General features: G+C 69.6%; 19 protein-coding genes. 9 read left to right on the top strand and 10 right to left on the bottom strand.

Features of this window, described 5'->3' with window-relative positions:
* Positions 1-139: 139 nt before the first annotated feature.
* On the bottom strand, positions 140-1,420 hold the full coding sequence (locus FB381_RS20100) for a thymidine phosphorylase (RefSeq protein WP_141781919.1): 1,281 nt from the start codon (positions 1,418-1,420) through the stop codon (positions 140-142).
* Between the two features lie 60 nt (positions 1,421-1,480).
* Entirely contained in the window at positions 1,481-1,894 is a 414-nt protein-coding gene (locus tag FB381_RS20105; protein WP_141781920.1) for a cytidine deaminase, read from the bottom strand.
* 181 nt (positions 1,895-2,075) lie between these two features.
* On the opposite strand from FB381_RS20105, the gene FB381_RS20110 reads away from it, so the two are divergent.
* From FB381_RS20110 to FB381_RS20125, 4 genes are all read left to right on the top strand, one after another.
* Positions 2,076-3,164: a BMP family lipoprotein gene (locus tag FB381_RS20110; RefSeq protein WP_211352502.1), complete on the top strand. Its 1,089-nt coding sequence runs from the start codon at positions 2,076-2,078 to the stop codon at positions 3,162-3,164.
* A 131-nt stretch (positions 3,165-3,295) separates the two neighbouring features.
* On the top strand, positions 3,296-4,810 hold the full coding sequence (locus tag FB381_RS20115) for an ABC transporter ATP-binding protein (protein ID WP_141781922.1): 1,515 nt from the start codon (positions 3,296-3,298) through the stop codon (positions 4,808-4,810).
* A complete protein-coding gene (locus tag FB381_RS20120; RefSeq protein WP_141781923.1) occupies positions 4,807-6,099 on the top strand; it encodes an ABC transporter permease in 1,293 nt (430 codons plus the stop codon). Before FB381_RS20115 ends, FB381_RS20120 begins: the two co-directional genes overlap by 4 nt.
* 5 nt (positions 6,100-6,104) lie before the next feature.
* Positions 6,105-7,388, top strand: coding sequence for an ABC transporter permease (locus FB381_RS20125; RefSeq protein ID WP_211352504.1), 1,284 nt, complete (start codon positions 6,105-6,107; stop codon positions 7,386-7,388).
* Positions 7,389-7,415: 27 nt separating this feature from the next.
* Here the strand turns inward: FB381_RS20125 and FB381_RS20130 are convergent, their stop codons facing one another.
* Positions 7,416-8,624, bottom strand: a complete 1,209-nt coding sequence (locus FB381_RS20130) for an amidohydrolase (RefSeq protein ID WP_141781924.1) — start codon at positions 8,622-8,624, stop codon at positions 7,416-7,418.
* Positions 8,625-8,636: 12 nt separating this feature from the next.
* Positions 8,637-9,617: a methylmalonyl Co-A mutase-associated GTPase MeaB gene (gene meaB, locus FB381_RS20135; protein WP_141781925.1), complete on the bottom strand. Its 981-nt coding sequence runs from the start codon at positions 9,615-9,617 to the stop codon at positions 8,637-8,639.
* Between the two features lie 93 nt (positions 9,618-9,710).
* On the opposite strand from meaB, the gene FB381_RS20140 reads away from it, so the two are divergent.
* Positions 9,711-10,448 (top strand): SDR family NAD(P)-dependent oxidoreductase, encoded by a 738-nt coding sequence (locus tag FB381_RS20140; RefSeq protein WP_170225355.1) that lies wholly within the window; start codon positions 9,711-9,713, stop codon positions 10,446-10,448.
* A gap of 54 nt (positions 10,449-10,502) precedes the next feature.
* Here FB381_RS20140 and FB381_RS20145 read toward each other — a convergent pair whose 3' ends face one another.
* From FB381_RS20145 to FB381_RS20170, 6 genes are all read right to left on the bottom strand, one after another.
* A complete protein-coding gene (locus FB381_RS20145) occupies positions 10,503-12,173 on the bottom strand; it encodes a protein kinase domain-containing protein (RefSeq protein WP_141781926.1) in 1,671 nt (556 codons plus the stop codon).
* Positions 12,174-12,334: 161 nt separating this feature from the next.
* Positions 12,335-14,503, bottom strand: coding sequence for a methylmalonyl-CoA mutase (gene scpA, locus FB381_RS20150; RefSeq protein ID WP_141781927.1), 2,169 nt, complete (start codon positions 14,501-14,503; stop codon positions 12,335-12,337).
* On the bottom strand, positions 14,500-16,272 hold the full coding sequence (locus FB381_RS20155) for a methylmalonyl-CoA mutase family protein (RefSeq protein ID WP_141781928.1): 1,773 nt from the start codon (positions 16,270-16,272) through the stop codon (positions 14,500-14,502). The genes scpA and FB381_RS20155 overlap by 4 nt, the downstream gene beginning before the upstream one ends.
* A 58-nt stretch (positions 16,273-16,330) precedes the next feature.
* On the bottom strand, positions 16,331-16,684 hold the full coding sequence (locus tag FB381_RS20160) for a DUF1707 SHOCT-like domain-containing protein (RefSeq protein ID WP_170225244.1): 354 nt from the start codon (positions 16,682-16,684) through the stop codon (positions 16,331-16,333).
* Positions 16,681-18,225, bottom strand: coding sequence for a sulfatase-like hydrolase/transferase (locus FB381_RS20165; RefSeq protein WP_141781930.1), 1,545 nt, complete (start codon positions 18,223-18,225; stop codon positions 16,681-16,683). Before FB381_RS20165 ends, FB381_RS20160 begins: the two co-directional genes overlap by 4 nt.
* 113 nt (positions 18,226-18,338) lie before the next feature.
* Positions 18,339-19,955: a sulfatase family protein gene (locus FB381_RS20170; protein ID WP_246088223.1), complete on the bottom strand. Its 1,617-nt coding sequence runs from the start codon at positions 19,953-19,955 to the stop codon at positions 18,339-18,341.
* Positions 19,956-20,109: 154 nt separating this feature from the next.
* Here FB381_RS20170 and FB381_RS20175 point away from each other — a divergent pair, with 154 nt between their 5' ends.
* The 4 genes from FB381_RS20175 (at position 20,110) to FB381_RS20190 (ending at position 24,818) form a co-directional block, all read left to right on the top strand.
* Positions 20,110-21,186 (top strand): glycosyltransferase, encoded by a 1,077-nt coding sequence (locus tag FB381_RS20175; protein WP_141781931.1) that lies wholly within the window; start codon positions 20,110-20,112, stop codon positions 21,184-21,186.
* A gap of 107 nt (positions 21,187-21,293) precedes the next feature.
* The gene (locus FB381_RS20180) at positions 21,294-22,013 is read left to right on the top strand and encodes a succinate dehydrogenase cytochrome b subunit (protein WP_170225245.1); all 720 of its coding nucleotides are present in this window, start codon (positions 21,294-21,296) and stop codon (positions 22,011-22,013) included.
* A 13-nt stretch (positions 22,014-22,026) separates the two neighbouring features.
* Positions 22,027-24,081 (top strand): fumarate reductase/succinate dehydrogenase flavoprotein subunit, encoded by a 2,055-nt coding sequence (locus FB381_RS20185; RefSeq protein ID WP_141781933.1) that lies wholly within the window; start codon positions 22,027-22,029, stop codon positions 24,079-24,081.
* Positions 24,078-24,818, top strand: a complete 741-nt coding sequence (locus tag FB381_RS20190; RefSeq protein ID WP_141781934.1) for a succinate dehydrogenase/fumarate reductase iron-sulfur subunit — start codon at positions 24,078-24,080, stop codon at positions 24,816-24,818. The genes FB381_RS20185 and FB381_RS20190 overlap by 4 nt, the downstream gene beginning before the upstream one ends.
* Positions 24,819-24,827 lie beyond the last annotated feature (9 nt).

Here is a 24,827-nt window from a genome sequence, read left to right on the forward strand (position 1 = left end):
CCCGTCAGGCGAGGTGTAACACGCTGTTACACGGACTATCCGGTCGTTCAGAACGGGCGAGTAGTCCTACGAACGACGTGTTACAGCTCGCGAAGGCAGACGCGCGGCCGCAGGCGGTCTCGCCGGCCCGCGGGTCGAGTCAGCCGATCCGGTCGAGGATCAACGGCGTCGCCTCGTACGCAGCGCCGTCCTCGATCTCGAAGCCACCCTCGAGCGCGGCCAGTGCCCGGTCGAAGCGCTCGGGGGTGTCGGTGTGCAGCGTGAACAGCGGCGCACCGGCGGCGACCGTGTCGCCCGGGCGGGCGTGCCAGGTGACGCCGGCCCCTGCCTGCACCGGGTCCTCCTTGCGCTCGCGGCCGGCCCCGAGCCGCCACGCGGCCAGCCCGACGGCCATCGCGTCAAGCCGGGTCAGCACGCCCGAGGTGGGCGCGGTGACCACATGGGTCTCGCGGGCGACCGGCAGCGGAGCCGACGGGTCGCCGCCCTGCGCCGAGATCATCGCGCGCCAGGCGTCCATGGCCTTGCCGGAGGCCAGCACCTCGGCCGGGTCGGCGTCCACACCGGCTGCGGTCAGCATCTCACGGGCTAGGGCCACGGTGAGCTCGACGACGTCGGCAGGGCCACCTCCGGCCAGCACCTCGACCGACTCGGCGACCTCGATCGCGTTGCCGGCCGTCAGCCCCAGCGGGGTGGCCATGTCGGTCACCAGCGCGACCGTGCTGACGCCGGCGTCTGTGCCGAGATCCACCATGGTCCGGGCCAGCTCCTGCGCGGAGTCGAGCGTCTTCATGAACGCGCCCGCGCCGACCTTGACGTCGAGCACGAGCGCTCCGGTGCCCTCGGCGATCTTCTTCGACATGATCGAGGAGGCGATCAGCGGGATCGCCTCGACGGTGCCGGTGACGTCGCGCAGCGCGTAGAGCTTCTTGTCGGCCGGGGCCAGACCGTCGCCGGCCGCACAGATCACCGCACCGACGGAGCCGAGCTGCGCGAGCATCTCCTCGTTGGACAGCGCCGCGCGCCACCCGGGGATCGACTCGAGCTTGTCGAGCGTGCCACCGGTGTGGCCGAGCCCGCGACCGGAGAGCTGCGGCACGGCGACGCCACATGCGGCCACGAGCGGCGCGAGCGGCAGCGTGATCTTGTCGCCCACACCACCGGTGGAGTGCTTGTCGGCCGTCGGCCGGTCGAGGGAGTCGAACGACATCCGCTCGCCCGAGGCGATCATCGCCGCCGTCCACCGCGCGATCTCACGCCGCGACATCCCGTTGAGCAGGATCGCCATGTTGAGCGCCGACATCTGCTCATCGGCCACGGCACCCCGGGTGTAGGCCGCGATCATCCAGTCGATCTGCGAGTCGCTCAGCTCGCCGCCGTCGCGCTTGGCGAGGATCACCTCGACCGCATCATGTTCCGCCATGCGGACAGCGTAAGGCGCGACCGCCCCACGGCCCTATCGGGCGACGACGGCCGCGTCCGGTCAGGCCAGGGCCTCCGGGCCGAAGGCGTCGGGGAGCACCTCGGCCATGGTCTTCACGCCCGAGACGGTCCACAGGAGCAGCTCGGGTCCGCCGTTCTCCCAGAGCAGCTGACGGCAGCGGCCGCAGGGCATGATCACCTCGCCGGTGCCGTTGACGCAGACGACGTGGGTGAGGCGGCCTCCGCCGGTCATGTGCAGCGAGGAGACGAGGCCGCACTCGGCGCACAGGGTGACGCCGTAGCCCGCGTTCTCGACGTTGCAGCCCTGGAGCAGGCGTCCGTCGTCGGCGATCCCGGCCACTCCGACGCGATACATGGAGTAGGGGGCGTACGCATGTTTTGCGGCCTCGACGGCCTGCGTGCGCAGGGATTCCCAGTCAAAGCCGCCTGCGGCGTACGTCTGCTTCTCGGTCATGGCTCGACCTTAAAGCCTGAGCGAACTTCGAGACACAGCCTCGGAGGCTTAGGCTTCGGCGAGATCAAAAGTTGGTAACCGTTTGCGGAATCCCTGGCGTTGCTCGGTCGATAGGGAGAACGTTCGGACCATGAATGTCCCTTGTTCCGTGGATCCGCGGAGCAACGACCTGGAGGCACCAGTGAAGAACAACATCAAGAAGGCCGCCGCCGGCAGCGTCGCTGCGGTCCTGGCCGCAGCCGCCCTCGCCTCGTGCGGAGAGGCGCCGGCCGAGCGCGCAGGCGAGAAGAAGAGCGACTACCTTCCCTGCATCGTCTCCGACGCCGGCGGGTTCGACGACAAGTCGTTCAACCAGCTCAGCTATGAGGGCGTCCAGGACGCCGCCGAGAAGATCGGCACCAAGCCGAAGGCCGTCGAGTCCAACAGTGAGAACGACTACGCCGCCAACCTCGAGAGCCTCGTCGCCCAGGGCTGCGACACCATCGTGACCGTCGGCTTCGCGCTCTCTGCCGCGACGATCAAGTCCGCCAAGGCCAACCCCGAGACCGAGTACGTCCTGATCGACGACGCCGCCGACGCCGACTTCGACGGCAAGGCCGACGCCGAGAACATCAAGCCGATCCTCTACGACACCGCGCAGGCCGCGTTCCTGGCCGGCTACACCGCGGCCGACTACACCAAGACCGGCGTCGTCGGCACCTACGGCGGTGAGCCGTTCCCGACCGTGACCATCTTCATGGACGGCTTCAAGCAGGGCGCGGAGTACTACGCGAAGACCAAGAAGAAGGACGTCAAGGTCGTCGGCTACACCGGCGGCGAGAAGGGCACCTTCACCGGCGAGTTCGTCGCCAACGAGAAGGCCACCAACACCGCCCGCCAGATCATTCAGCAGGACGCCGACGTGATCCTGCCCGTCGGCGGCCCGATCTACCAGGGTGCGCTCACCGCGATCGCCGACTCCGGCAAGGACGTCGCCCTGATCGGTGTCGACGCCGACTTCTACGAGACCGACCCCAAGACCAAGGACGTCGTGCTCACCTCCATCCTGAAGAACATGAAGACGTCCGCCACCGACGTCATCGTCGCCGCCAGCGAGGGCAAGTTCGACGCGACGCCGTACGTCGGCACCCTCGACAACGACGGGGTCGGCCTGGCGCCGTTCCACAACTTCGAATCGAAGGTCTCCAAGACCCTTCCCGACGAGCTCGACCAGGTGACCGCCGACATCAAGGACGGCTCGATCAAGGTCAACTCCTACCTCGCGAAGTGACCCTGCTCGTCTGAGCACGAGGGGGCCGGGCCACCACCCGGCCCCCTCGCCCCTGTCGGGAAGTCTTCACAGCAGATCCGACACGACGTACCTCTGGAATTTGTCCATCCCCGCAAGGAATGATCCGTGCCATGAGACTCGCGCTGAGCGACATCACCAAGCGCTTCGGCTCCCTGGTCGCCAACGACCACATCTCCCTGACCGTCGAGCCGGGTGAGATCCACTGCCTCCTGGGTGAGAACGGCGCGGGCAAGTCCACGCTGATGAACGTGCTCTACGGCCTCTACCAGGCCGACGAGGGCGAGATCCTCATCGACGACGAGCCGCAGCGGTTCAAAGGGCCCGGCGACGCGATGGCCGCCGGCATCGGCATGGTGCACCAGCACTTCATGCTCATCCCGGTCTTCACCGTGGCCGAGAACGTCATGCTCGGCCACGAGGCCACCGGCTTCGCCGGCAAGCTCGACATCGCCGCGGCCCGCAAGCAGGTGCGCGAGATCTCCGAGCGCTTCGGCTTCCATGTCGACCCCGACGCGCTCGTCGAGGATCTCCCCGTCGGCGTGCAGCAGCGGGTCGAGATCATCAAGGCGCTCTCGCGCGACGCCGAGGTGCTCGTCTTCGACGAGCCGACCGCGGTGCTGACGCCGCAGGAGACCGACGAGCTGATGGTGATCATGCGCCAGCTCAAGGAGTCCGGCACCGGCATCGTGTTCATCACCCACAAGCTTCGTGAGGTGCGGGAGGTGGCCGACCGGATCACGGTCATCCGCCGAGGCGCTGTCGTCGGAGAGACCTCTCCGGAGGCGTCCAACGCTGAGCTCGCCGCACTGATGGTCGGCCGACCGGTCGAGCTGAAGGTCCACAAGGAGCCCGCTCAGCCGGGCGAGCGCGCACTGGTCGTCGAGGACCTCACCGTCGCCGACGAGGACGGCTACGTGCACGTCGACGGCATCAGCTTCCACATCGACGCGGGCGAGATCCTCGCCGTCGCCGGGGTGCAGGGCAACGGCCAGACCGAGCTCACCGAGGCGATGGTCGGCCTGGCGCCGCACGTCGAGGGATCGATCAAGCTCGACGGCCGCGAGATCGTCGGCCGCTCGGTGCGCAAAGCGCTCGAGGCGGGCATCGGGTTCGTCCCCGAGGACCGGCAGGTCGACGGCCTGGTCAGCAACTTCACCATCGCCGAGAACCTCATGCTCAACCGCAGCTACGACAAGCCGTTCGTCTCCGGCGGCTCGCTGAACCTCAAGAAGCTCGACACCTTCGCCAAGGAGAAGCTGGCGGAGTACGACGTGCGCGCCTCAGGGGTCTCGACGCTGGCCGGACAGCTCTCGGGCGGCAACCAGCAGAAGGTCGTCGTGGCCCGCGAGCTCTCCCGCGACCTGCGCCTCCTCGTCGCCTCGCAGCCCACGCGCGGGGTCGACGTCGGGTCGATCGAGTTCATCCACAAGCAGATCGTGGCGGCGCGCGACTCGGGCGTACCCGTGCTCGTCGTCTCCTCCGAGCTCGACGAGATCTCCGCCCTCGCCGACCGGATCATGGTCCTCTACCGAGGGCGGGTCGTGGGCGTCGTGCCCGCCGACGCCTCCCGCGAAACCCTCGGCCTGATGATGGCCGGCGAGTCCCCGGAAGGAACCGAGGCATGAGCGAGAAGGGACCGGAGAACGAGCCGGTCGAGACCCCCGAGCAGGCCCAGGAGCAGGCGCAGGGGCCGGAGTCCACCGACGTACGCGTCGACGCCCCCGCGGCCACCGACACCGACCGCTCGCCCGACGCGGCCCGCTGGCACACGGCACTGCGCGAGATCACCACAGGCAACGCGCTGGTGGCCGTGCTCTCGGTGGTGCTGGCGATGTTCTTCGGGTCGCTGTTGATCCTGTTCACCGACGCCGACGTCCGCTACGCGCTCTCCTACTTCTTCGCCCGCCCCTACGACACGTTCTACTACGCGTGGGAGGCCATCTCGGGGGCGTACGTCTCGCTGTGGCGTGGTGCGGTCTACAACGACCTCGGCGGCACCTTCATCCAGCAGATCAAGCCGATCACCGAGACGCTGAAGTTCGCCGCGCCGCTGACCCTGGCCGGGCTCGGCATCGGTCTGACCTTCCGGGCCGGGCTGTTCAACATCGGCGGCCGCGGGCAGATGCTGCTCGGTGGCGCCGCAGCGGCGTACGTCGCGGTCACCCTCGACCTGCCGATGATCGTGCACCTGCCGCTGGCCATCCTGGCCGGTGCGCTCGCCGCCGCTCTGTGGGGTGGGATCGCCGGTCTCCTCAAGGCGCTCACGGGTGCCCATGAGGTGATCGTGACGATCATGCTCAACTACGTCGGCTATTACCTGGTCTTCTACGCGCTCACCCGTGAGTCGCTGCTCCAGGCGCCGGGATCGGGTAACCCGAAGTCCGCTCCGATGCCCGACTCGGCCGTCCTGCCGAGCCTGCTCGGTCCGCAGTTCAACCTGCACGCCGGGTTCCTGCTCGCGGTGCTCGCGACGTTCCTGGTCTGGTGGATCCTCAACCGCTCCTCGCTCGGCTACCGGTTCCGCGCGGTCGGGGAGAACCCTGCCGCGGCCCGGGCGGCCGGCATCAACGTCGGTGTCGCCTACCTGAGCGCTTTCATGATCTCGGGGGCCCTGGTCGGGCTGGCCGCGGTCAACCAGGTGCTGGGCTCGGTGACCGACGGCGTCACCAGCGGCCTCGACGCCGGGATCGGCTTCGATGCGATCACCGTGGCCCTGCTCGGACGCTCACGCCCGTTCGGCATCCTGGCGGCCGGGATCCTGTTCGGTGCCTTCAAGGCCGGCGGCTTCTTCATGCAGGCCTCCGAGGGCATCCCCGTCGACATCGTCCTCGTCATCCAGTCCCTGATCGTGCTGTTCCTCGCCGCGCCGCCGTTGGTCAAGGCGATCTTCCGACTCCCCTCGAAGGAGGCCTGAGCACCGTGTCTGCAGTCGAGCTTCCGGTCAACAACGACGCCCCGGGAACCGCCGAACGGATCCCGGGCCTGTGGAAGACCCCGGGCGTCATGGGCGTGTTCACGGTGCTGGTCGCGCTCCTCGTCCTGACGAACCCACGCAGCGGCGACTCCACCTTCCGGTGGGCCCGCGACGGCGACTGGTTCACCATCCCCGACGTCTCCCTCCCCGCCAACCTCATCGTGTGGACGACCGTCACGTTGTGCCTGCTCTGCGCGGCGTACGCGGCCTGGTGCTCGTTCGCTGGCCGCAAGACTCCGCTGGTGGTGGTCGCGGCCTTCGCCGTGTTCGCGGTCTCCGGGTTCCTGGCCTGGGCGGTCGCGGGCAAGACGCTGCCCGTCGTCGGCCTGCTCTCCGGTGCGCTCGCGCTGGCGGTGCCGCTGGTGTTCGGCGCGCTGGGCGGCGTGCTGGGCGAGCGCGCGGGCGTCGTCAACATCGCCATCGACGGGCAGCTGCTCTTCGGTGCCTTCGGCGCCGCGATCGCCGCTTCCCTCACCGGGTCGCCGTGGGTGGGTCTCATCGCGGCGATGATCGCCGGGATGCTGGTCGCGCTGCTCCTGGGGCTGTTCGCGATCACCTACTGGGTCCAGCAGGTCATCGTCGGCGTCGTCCTCAACGTGCTGGTGATCGGCTTCACCAGCTTCATGTTCTCCCAGGTCCTCTCGGAGAACGCGGCGCTGCTCAACAACCCGCCCCACTTCCCCCGCTGGGAGATCCCGCTGCTCTCCGGCCTCCCGGTGCTCGGCCCGATCTTCTTCCGGCAGACCGTGCTCGTCTACCTGATGTACGCCGCCGTCTTCCTGGTCGCCTGGGCGCTCTACCGCTCCAAGTGGGGCCTGCGCGTGCGCGCGGTCGGCGAGCACCCGAAGGCGGCCGACACCGTCGGCATCAACGTGATCGCCACCCGCTACCGCACGGTGCTGCTGGCCGGCGCGATCGCGGGCATCGGCGGCGCGACCTACACGCTCGTCTCGGTGCCGTCGTTCGGGCGCGAGATGACCGGTGGTGCGGGATATATCGCTCTGGCCGCGGTGATCTTCGGCAAGTGGGACCCGATCAGGGCGACCCTGGCGGCGCTGCTCTTCGGCTTCGCCTCCAACGTCGAGTCGGTGCTCTCCGTCATCGGCTCCCCCGTGCCGTCGCAGTTCATGCTGATGCTGCCCTACATCGTGACCATCTTCGCGGTGGCCGGCCTCGTCGGGCACTCTCGTGCACCAGCAGCCACCGGGGTGCCCTACCGGAAGGCCTAGCGACTCCCCCGCGGGATCAGCCCGGGATCAGCTCAGCGCGCGGTGGGCGGCGGCGGCCAAGACCTTGGCCCCGACGCCCACCGCGCGTTCGTCGATGCGCAGGTCGCCCTGGTGCAGGTCGTAGACGGGGCCACCGGGCGTGCGTACGCCGAGGCGGAACATCGAGCCCGCGACCTGCTCCTGATACCACCCGAAGTCCTCGCCGCCGAGGCTCTGCGCGGAGACGACGGCGCCGCGCTCGCCGAAGACCTCACGGACCGTGGCGAGCAGGATCTGGTGGGAGTCCTCGTCGTTGCTCACGGGCGGCACGCCTCGGGTGTAGTCGACGGCGGCCGTCACGCCGTAGGGCGCGATGATCTCGGCGACCACCTCGCGCACGACGTGCTCGACCTCGCTCCAGGCGTCGCTGTCGAGGATCCTGATGGTGCCGCCGACGACCCCGTGACCGGGGATCACGTTGTGGATCTGGCCCGCCTGCACCTTGCCCCACACCACGCTGACACCGGCGCGCGGGTCCATCCGCCGGCTCAGGATCGCCGGCAGCTCGGTGGTCACCTTGGCGAGCGCGAAGACCAGGTCACCGGTCAGGTGCGGGCGCGAGGTGTGGCCGCCGGTGCCGCTCAGATGCACCTCGATCAGGTCGGCGGCGCTGGTCAGCGCCCCGCTGCGGAGCCCGACCCGGCCCACCTCGACGGTGGGGTCGCAGTGGAGCGCGAAGATCCGCTCCACGTCATCGAGCGCGCCGAGGCTCATCAGGTGCAGCGCGCCGCCCGGCATGACCTCCTCGGCGGGCTGGAACAGCAGGCGTACGCCACCCGGCAGCGGTGACTCGCGATGCAGGTCGGCGAGCGCCAGACCGGCGCCGAGGAGCGCCGTGGTGTGCACGTCGTGGCCGCAGGCATGGGCGACCCCGGGCACGGTGCTCGCCCAGGTGTCGGTGGTGACGTCGTCGACGGGCAGCGCGTCCATGTCACCGCGCAGCGCGACCACCCTCGGGGCCGTCGTACGCTGCGCGCCCTGCGCCTGGACGCGGTCGCCGAGGTCGGCGATCAGCCCGGTCGCGCTGGCCCTGTCGACGTGCCAGCCGGCCTTCTCCAGCCGCTCGGCGACCATCTCGGAGGTGCGGTGCTCCTGCCAGGAGAGCTCCGGGTGTGCGTGGATGTCGCGGCGGAGGTCGGTGAGCTCGGCGGCGTAGGCATCGACTCGCTCGGCGAGGAAGGCAGCAGGTACGAACATAGTCCGGTCAGACTAATCTTTGTCGTAGGCGGCGAGGATCTTGTCCGCCGCCACGGTGGCGTGAAGCTGCCCGGAGAGCACCTCGTCGCGCACCTCGTCGCGGATCGCCTTGACGCCCTCGGAGTGCTTGAGCCGCTGGTCGAGCTCGTCGCGCACCAGCGCCCAGGTGAAGTCGAGCTGCTGCTCGGCGCGCTTGGTCTTCACCCCGTCCTCGCCGAGGTGCTTGCGGTGGGCCATCACCTGCTCCCATACCGAGTCGACGCCGTCGTCGTGCAGCGCCGAGGCGGTGACCACCGGCGGCGCCCACTCCTCGCGCGAGCGCACCAGGCGCAGCGCTCCGGCGAGCTCACGGGCGGCCGCACGCGCCTCCTGGGCGCGGTTGGGGTCGCCCGGGTCGGCCTTGTTCACCGCAATCACGTCGGCGATCTCGAGGATGCCCTTCTTGATGCCCTGCAGCTGGTCGCCGGTGCGCGCGATCGTGAGGAAGAGGAACGTGTCGACCATCCCGGCGACGGTCACCTCCGACTGACCGACGCCGACGGTCTCGACCAGCACCACGTCGTATCCGGCCGACTCCAGCACCGCCATCGCCTGCACGGTCGCCTTCGCGACGCCGCCCAGCGTGCCGGCGCTCGGCGAGGGCCGGATGAACGCGTTGGGGTCCACCGCAAGCCGCTGCATGCGCGTCTTGTCGCCGAGCACGGATCCGCCGGTGCGTACGGAGCTCGGATCGACGGCCAGCACCCCCACCTTGAGCCCGTTGGCGGTCAGCCGGCTGCCGAGCGCCTCGATGAAGGTGGACTTTCCGACACCGGGCACCCCGGAGATGCCGACCCGCACCGTGCTGCCGGCCGGGAGCCGGGTGAGCAGCTCGCGCGCGATGTCGCGATGTTGCGGCTTGGACGACTCCACCAGCGTGATCGCACGCGAGACCGCTGCCCGCTTGCCTTCGGTGATGCCGTCGAGGAGGTCTTGTACGTCGGGCCCAGGCATGCCAGCACCTTAGCCAAGAAGGCGGACCGCCGACGTCCCGGCTCGTCCAGCGGAGCCTGGTGAGCGCCGGTACGCTCGACCGACGTGACCGAGATGAAGAGAACAGCGGTGGTGACCGGCGGCGCAACCGGACTGGGGCGCGCGATCGCGGAGCGACTGGCGGCCGATGGGCTCGACGTAACCATCGCCGGGCGCCGGACGGAGGCCCTGAAGACCGCGGCTGCGGAGATCAACGGCGCCCTCGGCGCCGACCGGGTGACGTACGTCGTCGCCGACTGCACCGACCCGGCTGATGTGCGCGCCCTTGCCGATGCCTGCCCGGACCGGCTCGACGTGCTCGTGCTCAATGCCGGCGGGTTCACGCCGTCGGGCGGCGACGACCTGGAGACGGTGGCCGACGGCTGGACCGCCGACTTCCGGCTCAACGTGCTCACCGCGGTCCTCCCGGTCGAGGCGCTGCGCTCGAAGCTGGCCCGCCCTGGCGGTCGGATCGTGGCGATGAGCTCGATCTCCGCGCTGCGCGGCAACGGGTCCTACGGCGCCGTCAAGGGCGCCATCAACTCCTGGATCACCGGACTCGCCGCCGAGGTCGCGGCCGACGGCATCACCGCCAACTCCGTCGCTCCCGGCTTTATCCCCGACACCGAGTTCTGGGACTCGCGCCGCAGCCCCGAGCTGATCGAGGACCGCACGTCCCGCATCCCCGTGGGCCGTCCGGGCACCCCTGCCGAGGTCGCCGCGCTGGTCGCTCATCTGACCTCGCCGGACGCCGGGTTCACCACCGGGCAGGTCGTCGGCATCCACGGCGGGGCAGTCCTGTCCCGACTCTGACCGCCCGACTCTGACCGCCCGGCTCTGACCGCCCGACTCTGATTGCCCTGACCCTCAGCGCCCCAGGACCTCGCGAACCCTGTCGGGCAGCCCGCTCGCCCCGACACCCTCCAGCGGCACCCAGGAGACACCCGCCTGTGCGGCAGCCCAGACGATGGCGACGGCGAGGATCACCAGGGCGACCAGAGCCACGATCCATCGTGGCGACGAGGTCGACGCCGCCCTGGCCACCGGCCCGAGCGTGTCACGCACGCGCTCGGAGGCGAGCCACGAGGCGGCCATGAAGGTCATCGCCGCGGCGAAGAGCACCGCGGTCAACGGCAGGTCGAGCACCGCTGCGCCCACGCCGACGGCGGCCGCGATCACACCGGTCAGCACACTCAGCACGACGGTGCCGGGCACGGCGCGCACCAGGTCCCACGGCGAGCGGACGAGCACCCGGGGCGCGTCGTACCACTTCCGGCCGCGAAGCTCGCGCCGCTTCGCGAGGTGCTCACCGGCCAGCGAGAGCCCGCGCAGCGACCAGACTCCGATGCCGACCAGCGTCGCTCCCAGCACGGGGTAGGCGGCGACGACACCGGCCAGGATCGCGGCGAGCGCGACCAGGATGAGAAAGTGCATCGGCCCCGGCCAGCGGCGCAGGCTCGAGTGGCGGCTCGGCCGGCCCCAGTCGGGTTCGGGTGCCGGCGCCGGCGGCGGGGTGGCCGACGGGTCGAATCGGCGCACCACGACAGGGGCGTCGGGCGCTTCGGCGACCGTCACCGCCGTCGGCGCGATCTCCTCCACCGCCACCTCGTCCGCGATCTCGTCCGCGATCTCGTCCGCGGCGGGCGGCTCCACAGCCGTCAGCGGCAACGTCGCCCGGAGCACCTCGGTGACCGCGTCGGCCCTGCCTCCGCACCAGGCCGTCTCGGGCTCCATCAGCCACTCGCGCAGCTCCTCGAGCCCGGGCCGAGCCTGCGGGTCGGTGGCGAGCGCGTCTGCCAGCACGTCTCGCATCGTGCCCTCGATGCCGCCCAGATCGTGCTGGCCGCGGCGTACGCGATCCAGGACGGCCATCGACGGACCGGTGCCGAAGGGTGGCCTGCCCAGCAGGGCATAGGCGGTCGTCGCCGCCCAGGAGTGCACGTCGCTGGCCGCCGTCGCCTCCTCGCCCTCGACGATCTCGGGGGCGAGGTAGCCGGGGGTGCCGATCAGCCATCCGGTGAGCGTGATCTTCGGGTCGTCGGCGACGCGGGCGATGCCGAAGTCGATGAGCACCGGCGTGCTCCCCTCCATCACGACGTTGGACGGCTTCACGTCGCGGTGCAGCACGCCGGCGTCGTGGCAGGCGGCCACGCCGGCCGCGAGGCACCTGGCCAGCCAGAACCGGTCCTCGCCGAGCATCGGGCCGTCGGCCTTGACCCGCTCGTGCAGCGTCGGCCCGGGCACGTAGCGGGTCGCGACGTAGGGCGTGTCGGCGAACGGGTCGGCGTCGACGATCTCCGCCACCCACGGACTTCGCACCTGCCCCAGCGACCGCACCTCGCGCTCGAGCCGCTGCCGAGTCTCCTCGTCGCCCACGACGTTGGTGCGCAGCACCTTGAGCGCCACCCGCTCGCCGCTGTCGGCGTGACGGGCCAGATGGACCACGCCCATGCCGCCCTCGCCGAGCCTGGTGAGGATCTCGTACGGACCGACCCTCGTCAGCTCGTCGTCTGCCCTCGAGGGGCGGATGTCCGTCACACCTGCGAGGGTATCCGCTCCACCGCTGGTCGAGCCGCGAGCGCCAGCGAGCGTGTCGAGACCAACACAGTCCCATCCACGCTCGAGACGACCGTGTTGGTCTCGACACGGATTCGTTCGTTCCTCACGAATCCGGCTCGACCAGCGATGCGAGCAGGAGGTCAGTGGCCGAGCTGCTCCCGCAGGCGGGTGAGCAGGTCGATCGCCGAGTCGGCGATGACGGTGCCGGGGAGGAACACGGCGGCAGCGCCCATCTGCTCCAGCGTCGCGACGTCGTCGGGCGGGATGACGCCGCCGATGACGATCATGATGTCCGGGCGCCCCTGCTCCTCCAGCGCCGCCTTGAGCGCGGGGAGCAGCGTGAGGTGACCGGCGGCCAGCGAGGAGACCCCGACGATGTGTACGTCGGCGTCGACCGCCTGCTGCGCGACCTCCTCGGGGGTGGAGAACAGCGGGCCTACGTCGACGTCGAAGCCGAGGTCGGCGAAGGCCGAGACCACGACCTTCTGGCCGCGGTCGTGGCCGTCCTGGCCCATCTTGGCGACCAGGATGCGCGGACGACGCCCCTCGGCCTCCTCGAACTCCTTGGTCGCCGCCAATACATCGGTCACCTTCGAGTCTCCCGACGTCGTCGCCTCGTCCCGGTATACGCCCGAGATCGTTCGGATCACGGCCTGGTGGCGTCCCCACGCCTTCTCCATCGCGTCGGAGATCTCCCCGACGGTCGCCTTGGCGCGCGCCGCGTCCACGGCCAGCGCCAGCAGGTTGCCCTCGAGGTTAGGGCCCGACTCGCCGCCGGCCGCGTTGGTGATGGCCTCGAGGGTGCGGCGTACGTCGTCGTCGTTCCGCTCGGCACGCAGCCGCTCGAGCTTGGCGATCTGCTGCTTGTAGACCTGGTCGTTGTCGACCTTGAGCACGTCGAGCGGGTCTTCGGAGGCCTGGCGGAAGGTGTTGACGCCGATCAGCTTCTGCGCACCGGAGTCGAGCCGCGCCTGGGTGCGGGCGGCGGCCTCCTCGATGCGCATCTTCGGGATGCCCTGCTCGATCGCCTTGGCCATCCCGCCGGCCGCCTCGGCCTCCTGGATGTGGGCCCAGGCACGCTCGGCGAGGTCGTGGGTGAGCTTCTCGACGTAGTAGGAGCCGCCCCACGGGTCGATGATCTCGGTGGTGCCGCTCTCCTGCTGCAGCAGCAGCTGCGTGTTGCGGGCGATGCGAGCCGAGAAGTCGGTCGGCAGCGCGATCGCCTCGTCGAGGGCGTTGGTGTGCAACGACTGGGTGTGGCCCTGGGTCGCGGCCATCGCCTCGATCGCGGTGCGGCCGACGTTGTTGAAGACGTCCTGCGCGGTCAGCGACCAGCCGGAGGTCTGGCTGTGGGTGCGCAGCGAGAGCGACTTGGGGTTCTTCGGGTCGAACTGCGAGACCAGACGCGACCAGAGCGCACGGGCCGCGCGCATCTTGGCGACCTCCATGAAGAAGTTCATCCCGATGGCCCAGAAGAAGCTCAGCCGCGGCGCGAAGGCGTCGACGTCGAGCCCGGCGTCGAGACCGGTGCGGAGGTATTCGACGCCGTCGGCCAGCGTGTAGGCGAGCTCGAGGTCGGCGGTCGCCCCGGCCTCCTGCATGTGGTAGCCGGAGATCGAGATCGAGTTGAACCGGGGCATCTTCGCGGCGGTGTAGGAGAAGATGTCGCCGATGATCCGCATCGACGCCGCCGGCGGGTAGATGTAGGTGTTGCGGACCATGAACTCCTTGAGGATGTCGTTCTGGATGGTTCCGGCGAGCTTCTCCGGGGCCACCCCCTGCTCCTCGGCCGCGGCGATGTAGAGCGCGAGCACCGGCAGCACGGCACCGTTCATGGTCATCGAGACCGACATCTCGTCGAGCGGGATGCCGTCGAAGAGGGTGCGGGTGTCGTAGATCGAGTCGATCGCGACGCCCGCCATGCCGACGTCACCACGCACCCGCGGGTGGTCGGAGTCGTAGCCGCGGTGGGTGGCGAGGTCGAAGGCGACCGAGAGGCCCTTCTGGCCGGCCGCCAGGTTGCGCCGGTAGAAGGCGTTGGACTCCTCTGCGGTCGAGAACCCGGCGTACTGCCGGATCGTCCACGGCTGGGTGGTGTACATCGTCGGGTAGGGCCCGCGCAGGAACGGGCTCAGCCCCGGGTAGGTGTCGAGCGCGTCGAGGGCTTCGAGATGCTCGGGCCCGTACGTCGGCAGCACCTCGATGCCCTCGGGGCTCAGCCACGGCTCGCCGGACGCGTCGGCCGTCGGACCCGCCGGGGCGCCGTCGCCCTGCAGGGGGATCCCTTTGAAAGAGCCGGGAATCGTCATGACAGCTTCTCCCTCGTAGCGGTCAGGAAGGCGAGCGCGTCGACGCCCATCGAGGCGGCGTCGTCGACCTCGGCGTCGACGGCGTCGGGCTTCCCGGCGATGATGATGTGCGTGGCTCCGGCCTCGCGCAGGGCCGCGATCGCCTCGGCACCCCAGGCGGCGTACGTCTTGTCGGAGCCGGCCAGGCAGACCACAGCTGGCGCGCCGGCGGCACGATACTTGCCGACGACCTCCTCGGCGTCGGCGGTCGCACCGCCGACCTCGACGCCGATGCCGCCCGCGGCGAGCAGGTTGGTCGCGAAGGTGGCCCGGGCGGTGTGCTGGGCGATGGTGCCGATGGTGGCCAGGAAGACCTTGGTGGAGGCCGGGGCATCACGCAGCGCCTCGAACGAGGCTCCGTAGCGGGCCACCCGCTCGCTCAGCGGGTCGGCCGGCCGCTCGGGCAGCGTCTCGGCGAGGTTGGGGAACTCGGTGAGGCCGGTGATCGGCCGCTTGCGCCGGGCGATCGCCTTCTCACGCTCTGCGGAGACCGCGGCGATCCGGTCGCGGAAGGGTGAGAAGTCGTGCCCGCCCTCCCACTCGTCCTCGAGCTGGACGAAGGCGTCCCAGCCGGCCTCGGCCAGGTCGGAGGTCAGGCTCTCGACAGCGTAGGAACCGCCCGCCGGGTCGGCGACGGCGGCGACGTGCGACTCGTCGATCAGCAGGTGGGAGACGTTGCGAGCGATCCGGCGACCGAAGCGGTCGGGCACTCCGTTGGCGGAGTCGAAGGGCAGCACGGTCACCGAGTCGGCCCCGCCGACACCGGCCGCGAACGCCGCGACGGTGCCACGGAGCATGTTCACGTAGGGGTCGTACTTCGAGAGCATCGGCCGCGAGCTGACCGCGTGGATGCGCATCTCGACGCCCTCGGCGCCGGAGACCTCGAGCACCCGCGCCCACAGCTGGCGAGCGGCGCGGAGCTTGGCGATGGTGGGGAACTGCTCGTCGGTCGCGGCGTAGCGGAACTCGATGAGCCCGGCGGCCACGGCGGGCGAGAAGCCCGCCTCGGTCAGCGCACGCAGGTAGGCGACGCCGACGGCGATCGACCAGCCGAGCTCCTGGGCGTCGGAGGCACCCAGGTCGTGGGCAGCCGTGGCGTCGACGACCATCGCACGCACGCCGATCCCCTCGGCCAGGCGCGCCAGGTCGACCAGCTCGGAGAACGCCTCGTCGGGCGCGAGCGGCAGGTCGCGCAGCAGCGCGCCCATCGGGTCGGCGCCGAGGTTGGTCGCGGCGTGCATGCCGGCGTCACGCTCGGCGATCAGCGCAAGCAGGTTCTGCGCGACCTTGACCGCACCGATGGGCGCATCGAGCACGATCGGCGCGAGGTCGAGGAGCACGTTGTCGAGGAGCACCCCCAGGTCGGTGGTCTCGTCGGCGGCGACCCACAGCGAGGAGACCCCGCCGTCGAGGTCGACCAGGGCCGCCTCGTTGGCCGCCTTCGCGTCCATCCCGGAGAGCCCCGAGACGAGCGATCGGATGTCCCAGGCCCCCGATCGGGTGGGGCGTTGCACGTCCGCGTAGGACTCGCCCGGCAGCCCGAGAGGGGCGATCCTGAGTCCGTCGAGGGAGGTGCGGGTCAGCTTGTCCCAGACGGCCGAGTCGGCGTCATCGGACGTCAAGCGACCTGTCTTGCGGAGGACGGCTGCGGTCGCCGCCTCCCACTCTTCCTGGGAATGGGCGTCCGCCGGCTGACTGAGAGGCACGGCGGCGCGAACGGCGTCGTTCATGCGCGCAACGATAAGGCCACTCGGTGACGACAGCCACAGAGTGTGAGGTTTGCGACCATTAACCGAGACACCATCCGGTGCCCAGCGGCCGCAGCAGCGGTAGCCCTGTATAGACGATCACCCAGGTCGGCCAGAAGAAGCCGCGGCCGGTCAGCTGCCAGACCACGACGGCGATCGCGCTGCAGATCAGGAAGACCAGAAGATCTCGTACGAGGCGGGATCGTGCCCCGCGAGGCGGTGCCGGTCTCTCGCCCAGGTCGTCGACCACCGCTGCGAGATCGTCGGTGTGAACCGCAGCCCAGACCGCCTCGGCGCGCGACTCCAGCTCGGGCCTGTCGATCCTCCCCGCGGCGTACGCCTCGACGATCCGGCCACGGGCGGCCTCCCGCTCCACGTCGCCGACGCGGGTCACAGCCGCTCCAGATCGAGGGCGCCGCCCGCTGCGTACATGTCGCGGGGGCAGGTCGAGCCGGCGCAGTCGGCATACCTCTCGCTCAGCCGGGCGAGCGCCTCGACGGTGCCGGCGAGGGCCGGCACCCGGGCAAGGTTGTGCTGCTCATAGGGGTCCGAGGAGCGGTCGTAGACCTCGACCTGGCCGTTGTGGAGCCGGGCGTAGGTCCAGGATCCGGCACGGATCCCGGTCCACAGCTTCCGGTTGCCGTCGGTGACCCGCCAGCCGCCGATCGGGATCACGCGCACCTGCTCCGGGGCGCGCAGCCACGGCATGATGTCGACGCCGTCGAGCGGGCGCGGCGCCTTCGCGCCGGCCGCGGCCAGCAGCGTGGCGGCGATGTCGGGGTTGGTGACCGGCGTCCGCACCGTGCGCCCGCGCGGGATGCCCGGCCCGCTCATCAGCACCGGGATCCGCAACGACTCGTCGTAGTGCCACAGCTTGCCGTTGAGGTTGTGATAGCCCGCCGAGTAGCCGTTGTCGGAGGTGAAGACGACCATCGTGCGCTTCAGGTCACCGCTCTTCCTCAGGTCGCCGAGCAGCGAGGAGATGGTGCGGTCCAGGCCACGGACGGCCTCGATCCGGCGCTGGTAGGCGATCCGCAGCGCCTTCTTCTTCAGGTCGCTGAACTTCCCGCGCGCCGGCGACCCCTTCGCATAGCCCGAGACGTCGTCGGGGAACAGGTTGGGCCGCGACGGGATCGGGAGGTTGTCGTAGGTGCCGCGGTCACGCTTCGCGGGCACGGTCACCGAGAGCGCGGCGTCGGTGCCCGGGTAGAGCTTCTTCGGGTCGTCGGGGCCGCTCGGCCCACCGTGGTGCGGCGCCACGTAGTTGACCCAGGAGAACCACGGCTTGCCGGAGCCGCGCTCGGCCGCGATCCCCGCCTTCGCATGCTGGGTGATGACATCGGAGGAGTAGCCCTTCGACTTGATCACCTCGCCGTTGACGTTGAACTTCGGTGATCGGAAGTTGTAGGTCGACGGGTCGACGGTCGCGCGCCACTGGTCCCACCCCGGCGGCACGTCGCCACGGGTCTCCCCCTCGCCGTAGCCGTTGAGGTATTTCCCCGACATGATCGTCGAGTAGCCCGCGTCCTGCAGCGAGGTCGCCAGGGTCGAGGAGTCGTCGAAGGCGCCATAGCCGCCGTGCGGCCCCTCGATGGTGCGCGCGCCGTGGTTGTGGGCGTATTGGCCGGTCAGCAGCGAGGCCCGGGCCGGCACGCAGATCGGCGTCGGCGCGATCGCGTCGGAGAAGGAGACCCCGCTGCGCTCGACCAGCTTCCGCACCTGCGGGAGGTAGTCCATGTCGAGGTAGGAGAGATCGTCGACGGTGACCATCAGCAGGTTGGGCTTCTCGACGGGCCGCTCGAGAGCAGGCGTACGCGACGGGGCGGCCGCCACGGCGGCCGGCTCGTGCACCAGGCCGGTCACCGCGAGCGCGCTCATCGCGGCCGTCGCCACCGCGGCTCGCTTGCGACGGGTGAACAGGTCGCCGACCGACATGACCAAACACTCCTAGTAATATGAGTTATTTAGTCTACTTTAACCTGACGACGATCGGACCTGTCGAGCCCGTCCGCCTGTAGACCGGACTGCCGACCGATCTAGAGACCGATCTACAGACCGGCCAGGTCGAGCGGCCTGTTGGCGGCGTACATTCGCTTGGGGCAGGTGTCGCCGGCGCAGTCGCGATACTTCTCGCTCAGGTCGGCGAGCCGCTCGCGCGTGCCGGCGTGCGCCGGGTCGTCGGCGAGGTTCTTCATCTCGTAGGGGTCCGTGGTGCGGTCGTAGAGCTCGACCCCGCCGGTCTTGAGCTTGACGTAGGTCCACCGCCCCACGCGCACACCGGACCAGAGCCGCTCGGTGCCGTCGGAGGTCGGCCACGCCTCGATCGGGATGACCCGGTTCTGCCGAGGAGCGCTGAGCCACGGCAGGATGTCGACACCGTCGGGCTCGCGGGGGTTCTCGGCGCCGGCGGCAGCGAGCAGCGTCGTCGCGATGTCGGGGTTGGTGACCGGGGTGGCGACCTCGCGCCCCTTGGGCACACCGGGGCCGCTCATCAGCACCGGGATGCGCAGGGACTCCTCGTAGTGCCAGAGCTTGCCGTTGAAGTTGTGGTAGCCGGTCGAGAATCCGTTGTCGGAGCTGAAGACGACCATGGTGTTCTCGAGCTCGCCGCTCTTCTTCAGGCCCTTGAGCATCGCGGCGATGTTGCGGTCGAGGCTGCGCGCCGACTCGATCCGCCGCTGGAAGGAGAGCCGGTAGGCGTCCTTCTCGACCTGGGTCGGCTTCTTCCGTGACGGCGAACCCTTCGGGAAACCCTCACGGGCCTTCGGGAACAGGTTGGGCCGCGGCGGGATCGGCTTGTCGGCGTAGACGTCGCGATCCTGCTTGTCGGGCACCGGCACCCCGATCGCACCCTTGGTGCCCCGGAATCGCTGCTCGGGATCGCCCTTCTGGGTGGGGCCGCCGAGGTGGGGCGCCACATAATTGACCCACTGGAACCATGGCTTCGCCCGCTGGCCCGACTGGCTCGGCTGGCTCGACGGGCTCGACGGGCTGGCGCCGGCCGCGTCCTTCTTCTTCGCGTCCCTGAGCTCGGCCTGCGCCTGCTGGGTGATGACGGTGGTCGAGTAGCCCCGGGGCTTGACCACCCGGCCGTTGACGTTGAACTTCGCGCCCAGATAGTTGTACGTCGACGGGTCGATGGTGGCGCGCCACTGGTCCCACCCCGGGGGCACGTCGTGGCGGCTGCCCTTCTCGCCGTACTCGTTGAGGTACTTCCCGGCGAACAACGTCGTGTAGCCCGCCGCCTGCAGCGAGGTCGCGATCGTCTCCGAACCGTCGAAGGACGGGTAGCCGCCATCAGGTCCGTGGATGGTGTGGGCGCCGTGGTTGTGGGCGTACTGCCCCGAGAGGAGCGACGCCCGCGCCGGCACGCAGATGGGCGTCGGCGCGACCGCGTCGGTGAAGGTGACGCCGCTGTCGCCGACCAGCTTCTTCACGCTGGGCAGGTAGTCCATGTCGAGCGCGGAGAGGTCGTCGACGGTGATCATCAGCATGTTGGGCTTCTCGGCCGGCCTCGTGAACGACGGTGTCGCGCTCGAGGGCTGCTGCGGCACCGGGTCGGCGCTCGGCGCCTGCTCGGGTGACTGGCTGCAGGCCGACATCCCCATCACTCCGGCCACCGCGAGGGCCGCCGAAAGGGTCCGGACTCGCCTGGATACCGCCACTGATCGTCCTCATCACACTGTTCGTCGCGCTCGTCGCGCTCTTCGTCGTCACCGGGCCCGCTCGGGCACAGAAAGCCTGCCCCTATGCCGATGGTTCATCCCAGATCAACACGCGTGTCGCGCGCTCGCCATCCCCGGGCAGGACGCTTGTCCCATGAAGATCGCGCTGGTCACCGAGAGCTTCTTTCCTACCATCGATGGTGTCACGACCACGGTGAAGGCCATCGCCGACCGCATGATCGAGTCAGGCCACGAGGTGCGCTTCATCGCACCTGGCCCGGGCCTCGCGGTCTACCGCAACAGCCAGGTCGTCCGCGTCTCCCCGATCGCCAAGATCGGACGGCAGGTACGCAGCGCCCTGGAGTCCTTCGCGCCTGACGCCGTGGTCACCTTCGACCCGGGCCGTCTCGGGCGCAAGGCGCTGTCCGCGCCGGCCGCGGCGGCCGCGACCTCGCTGGTCGTGCAGCAGTCGCCCGTCCCGCCGAAGGATGCGCTGACCTGGAGCACCGGGATCGCCGAGCTCGCCGACGAGGTCGTCGTCACCAGTCGCTGGCTGCGGAAGGTGCTGGCCTCGATCGAGGTCGACTCCGAGGTCTGGGAGCCCGGCGTCGACGCGGCCGCCTTCTCCCCCAGCCTGCGCGACGACTGGCTGCACCGCCGCTGGTCGAAGGCGAAGTCGCGCCCCACACCCCTGGTGGTGGTCGGCTACGCCGGCACGTTGGCCAGGAGCCACGGCGTACGCCGCCTGGCCGAGCTCAGCTCGGTGCCGGGGATCCGGCTGGTGATCATGGGCGACGGGCCGCAGCGCGGCTGGCTCAAGCAGCGGGTGCCGCAGGCGAAGCTGACCGGTCCGCTGGGCACCGGCGACATGGCCGTCGCGCTGGCCTCGCTCGACGTGCTCGTCCACCCGGGCGAGGAGGAGGGCTGCGGCCACATCCTGCGCGAGGCCGCGGCCAGCGCCATCCCGGTGGTGGCACCACGCTCGGGCGCCTCCGCCGACATCGTCCACCACCTCGAGACCGGCCTGCTCTACGACCCCGCTCGTGGTCGCGAGCTCGCCGACGCCGTCGCCTCGGTGGTCTCCGACCCGCGCCGACGGCTTCTCGGCGACCGCGCCCGAGAGCTGGCCACCGCCCGTCCGTGGACCGATGCCGTCGACGAGCTGCTGACGCGCCTGACCGCGTCGTGCGCGCGAGCCGAGGTCACCCACCGTAGTGTTAGGCTTGCCTAACCCCACGATGGCTTACTCGCCAGTAACCTCCTCGGCCCGAGAAGGACGCGCAGATCACACCTGACCTGCGTACAGCTTCGGACGCCGGGAGTAGTAGCGTGCGTGCCGTGGCAACCACGACTCTGATCAAAGGCGCGCGGTCGACGCGCTCGACGATCGCCCTGAAGCTCCTCATGGCAGCCAGCGGCATCGTCTTCATCCTCTTTGTGCTGGCGCACATGTACGGGAATCTCAAAGCGTTCAGCGGCGAGATGGCCTACAACGAGTACGCGCATCACCTGCGCACGTTCGGGGAGCCGATGCTTCCTTACGGCGGGCTGCTCTGGATCCTGCGGGTAGTGCTCCTGGGCTCGCTGGTGGCGCACGTCGGCGCGGCCCTCGCGCTCACCGTACGTGCCCGCAAGCAGCGCCCGGTGAAGTACTCGGTGAAGAAGAACAAGGGCTCCTCGCTCTCCTCGCGCACCATGCGCTGGGGCGGCGTGGCGCTGCTGCTCTTCGTCATCTGGCACCTGCTCCAGTTCACCATCGTGAAGATCAACGTGGGTTCGGGCGGGCAGGCCGCCGAGGTCACCGAGAACCCGTTCCGACTGCTGACCGCCGCGTTCCAGCCGGAGCAGTGGTGGATGGTCATCATCTACCTGCTCGCGATGCTCGCGCTCGCCTTCCACCTGCACCACGGCACCTTCAGCTCGCTCCAGACGCTCGGGTTCACCAACACCGCTGAGTCGCGTGCCAGGGCCCGCGTCGCCGGCTGGGTCGTCGCGATCGTGGTCGCCGGCGGCTTCTCGCTGGTCCCCCTGTTCACCGTCTTCGGCGTCATCTCGTAAGGACATCTGACACATGGCTGCTGGAACTCATTACCTGCCCGGGCTGACCCCGACCAACGAGGCGTCGGTCCAGAAATCCGACGACGCCGCGGGCTACTACGTGCTCGGCGACAAGCTCGTCGACGCGAAGGCTCCGACCGGACCTATCGCAGAGCGTTGGACCACCCGTAAGTTCGAGAACCGTCTGGTCAACCCGGCCAACCGCCGCAAGCTCGACGTGATCATCGTCGGCACCGGCTTGGCCGGCGGCGCCGCGGCTGCCACCCTCGGCGAAGCCGGCTACAACGTGAAGTCCTTCTGCTACCAGGACTCCCCGCGTCGTGCCCACTCGATCGCCGCCCAGGGCGGCATCAACGCCTCCAAGAACTACAAGGGCGACGGCGACTCCGACTACCGGCTCTTCTACGACACGGTCAAGGGCGGCGACTACCGCTCGCGCGAGTCGAACGTCTACCGCCTCGCCGAGGTCTCGACCAACATCATCGACCAGTGCGTCGCGCAGGGCGTCCCCTTCGCCCGCGAGTACGGCGGCCTGCTCGACAACCGTTCATTCGGTGGCGTGCAGGTCTCGCGTACGTTCTACGCCCGCGGCCAGACCGGTCAGCAGCTGCTGCTCGGCGCCTACCAGGCCATGGAGCGCCAGGTCGCCGCCGGCACCGTGGAGCAGTTCACCCGCCACGAGATGCTCGACGTGATCATCGTCGACGAGAAGGCCCGCGGCATCGTGGCCCGCAACATGGTCACCGGCGAGATCGAGACCCACCTCGCCGACGCGGTCGTGCTCGCCACCGGCGGCTACGGCAACGTCTTCTACCTCTCGACCAACGCGATGGGCTCCAACGTCATGGCGGCGTGGCGTGCGCACCGCAAGGGCGCCTACATGGCCAACCCCTGCTACACGCAGATCCACCCGACCTGCATCCCGGTCACCGGCGCCCACCAGTCGAAGCTGACCCTGATGTCGGAGTCGCTGCGTAACGACGGTCGCATCTGGGTCCCGAAGAACGCCGAGGACTGCACCAAGGACCCGCGCGACATCCCCGAGGAGGACCGCGACTACTTCCTGGAGCGGATCTACCCGGCGTTCGGCAACCTGGTCCCCCGCGACATCGCCTCGCGCTCCGCGAAGTACATGTGCGACGAGGGTCGTGGCGTCGGACCGGAGGTCGACGAGACCCAGCCTGACGGCTCGGTGAAGAAGTTCCGCCGCGGCGTCTACCTCGACCTCGGCGCCGCCATCGAGCGTCTCGGCAAGGACAAGATCGAGGAGAAGTACGACAACCTCCTCGACATGTACGAGCGGATCACCGGCGAGAACCCCTACGAGGTGCCGATGCGGATCTACCCCGCCGTGCACTACGTCATGGGCGGCCTGTGGGTCGACTACGAGCTGCAGACCAGCATCACCGGCCTGTTCTGCACCGGTGAGGCCAACTTCTCCGACCACGGCGCGAACCGCCTCGGTGCCTCGGCGCTGATGCAGGGCCTCGCCGACGGCTACTTCGTGCTGCCGAACACCATCACCGACTACCTCGCTGACGGACCGTTCGAGAAGGTCGACGAGTCCCACCCGGCCGTGGTCGAGGCGCTCGACGGGGTCAAGTCCCGCGTCGAGAAGCTGATGAACATCAACGGCGAGCGCTCCGTGGAGTCCATCCACAAGGAGCTCGGTCAGATCATGTGGGAATACTGCGGCATGGACCGTCGCGAGGAAGGCCTCAAGACGGCCATCGGCCTGATCCGCGACCTCAAGAAGGAGTTCTGGACCAACGTCAAGGTCCTCGGCTCCGCCGACTCGCTCAACCAGGACCTCGAGAAGGCCAACCGCGTCGCCGACTTCATCGAGCTCGGTGAGCTCATGTGCATCGACGCGCTCAACCGGCGCGAGTCCTGCGGCGGCCACTTCCGTGGCGAGTCGCAGACCGAAGAGGGCGAGGCGCTGCGCCACGACGAGGAGTTCGCCTACGTCGCGGCCTGGGAGTTCGGCGGCGAGGACGGCGCCCCGGTCCTCCACAAGGAAGACCTGATCTACACCGCCATCGAGATGAAGCAGAGGTCGTACAAGTGAAGCTCACCCTCAAGATCTGGCGGCAGGCCGGCGCGTCCGACAAGGGTGCGCTCAAGACCTACGAGCTGGACGGTGTCTCGCAGGACATGTCCTTCCTCGAGATGCTCGACCTGCTCAACGAGCAGCTCCTGCACAACAACGAGGAGCCGGTCGCGTTCGACTCCGACTGCCGCGAGGGCATCTGCGGCATGTGTTCGCTGATGATCAACGGCGAAGCGCACGGCCCGGAGGTCACCACGACCTGCCAGCTGCACATGCGCTCGTTCAAGGACGGCGACACGATCACCATCGAGCCGTGGCGCGCCTCGTCGTTCCCGATCGTGAAGGACCTGATCGTCGACCGCTCCGCGTTCGACCGGATCATCCAGAACGGCGGCTACATCTCGGCCGGCACCGGCTCGGCCCCCGAGGCCAACTCGGTGCCCGCGCCGCGCGACAAGGCGATGCGGGCGTTCAACACGGCCACCTGCATCGGCTGCGGCGCCTGCGTCGCCGCCTGCCCCAACGGCTCCGCCTCGCTGTTCCTCGGCGCGAAGATCACCCACCTCGGTGAGCTTCCGCAGGGCCAGCCCGAGCGCTACTCGCGGGTGCAGTCGATGGTCGGCCAGCACGACGCCGAGGGCTTCGGTGGCTGCACCAACATCGGTGAGTGCGCCTCCGCCTGCCCCAAGGAGATCCCGCTCGACGTCATCTCCCAGCTCAACAAGGACCTGCGCAAGTCGATGATCCTCGGCTGACGACGGTTC

This window comes from Nocardioides albertanoniae, from assembly GCF_006716315.1.
Taxonomy (GTDB): Bacteria; Actinomycetota; Actinomycetes; order Propionibacteriales; family Nocardioidaceae; genus Nocardioides; species Nocardioides albertanoniae.

Excerpts from the sequence above, each read along its gene's own strand:
- FB381_RS20100 (WP_141781919.1), bottom strand. The coding sequence starts at position 1,420 with ATGGCGGAACATGATGCGGTCGAGGTGATCCTCGCCAAGCGCGACGGC.
- FB381_RS20105 (WP_141781920.1), bottom strand. The coding sequence starts at position 1,894 with ATGACCGAGAAGCAGACGTACGCCGCAGGCGGCTTTGACTGGGAATCC.
- FB381_RS20115 (WP_141781922.1), top strand. The coding sequence starts at position 3,296 with ATGAGACTCGCGCTGAGCGACATCACCAAGCGCTTCGGCTCCCTGGTC.
- FB381_RS20120 (WP_141781923.1), top strand. The coding sequence starts at position 4,807 with ATGAGCGAGAAGGGACCGGAGAACGAGCCGGTCGAGACCCCCGAGCAG.
- FB381_RS20130 (WP_141781924.1), bottom strand. The coding sequence starts at position 8,624 with ATGTTCGTACCTGCTGCCTTCCTCGCCGAGCGAGTCGATGCCTACGCC.
- meaB (WP_141781925.1), bottom strand. The coding sequence starts at position 9,617 with ATGCCTGGGCCCGACGTACAAGACCTCCTCGACGGCATCACCGAAGGC.
- FB381_RS20140 (WP_170225355.1), top strand. The coding sequence starts at position 9,711 with ATGAAGAGAACAGCGGTGGTGACCGGCGGCGCAACCGGACTGGGGCGC.
- scpA (WP_141781927.1), bottom strand. The coding sequence starts at position 14,503 with ATGACGATTCCCGGCTCTTTCAAAGGGATCCCCCTGCAGGGCGACGGC.
- FB381_RS20155 (WP_141781928.1), bottom strand. The coding sequence starts at position 16,272 with ATGAACGACGCCGTTCGCGCCGCCGTGCCTCTCAGTCAGCCGGCGGAC.
- FB381_RS20165 (WP_141781930.1), bottom strand. The coding sequence starts at position 18,225 with ATGTCGGTCGGCGACCTGTTCACCCGTCGCAAGCGAGCCGCGGTGGCG.
- FB381_RS20175 (WP_141781931.1), top strand. The coding sequence starts at position 20,110 with ATGAAGATCGCGCTGGTCACCGAGAGCTTCTTTCCTACCATCGATGGT.
- FB381_RS20185 (WP_141781933.1), top strand. The coding sequence starts at position 22,027 with ATGGCTGCTGGAACTCATTACCTGCCCGGGCTGACCCCGACCAACGAG.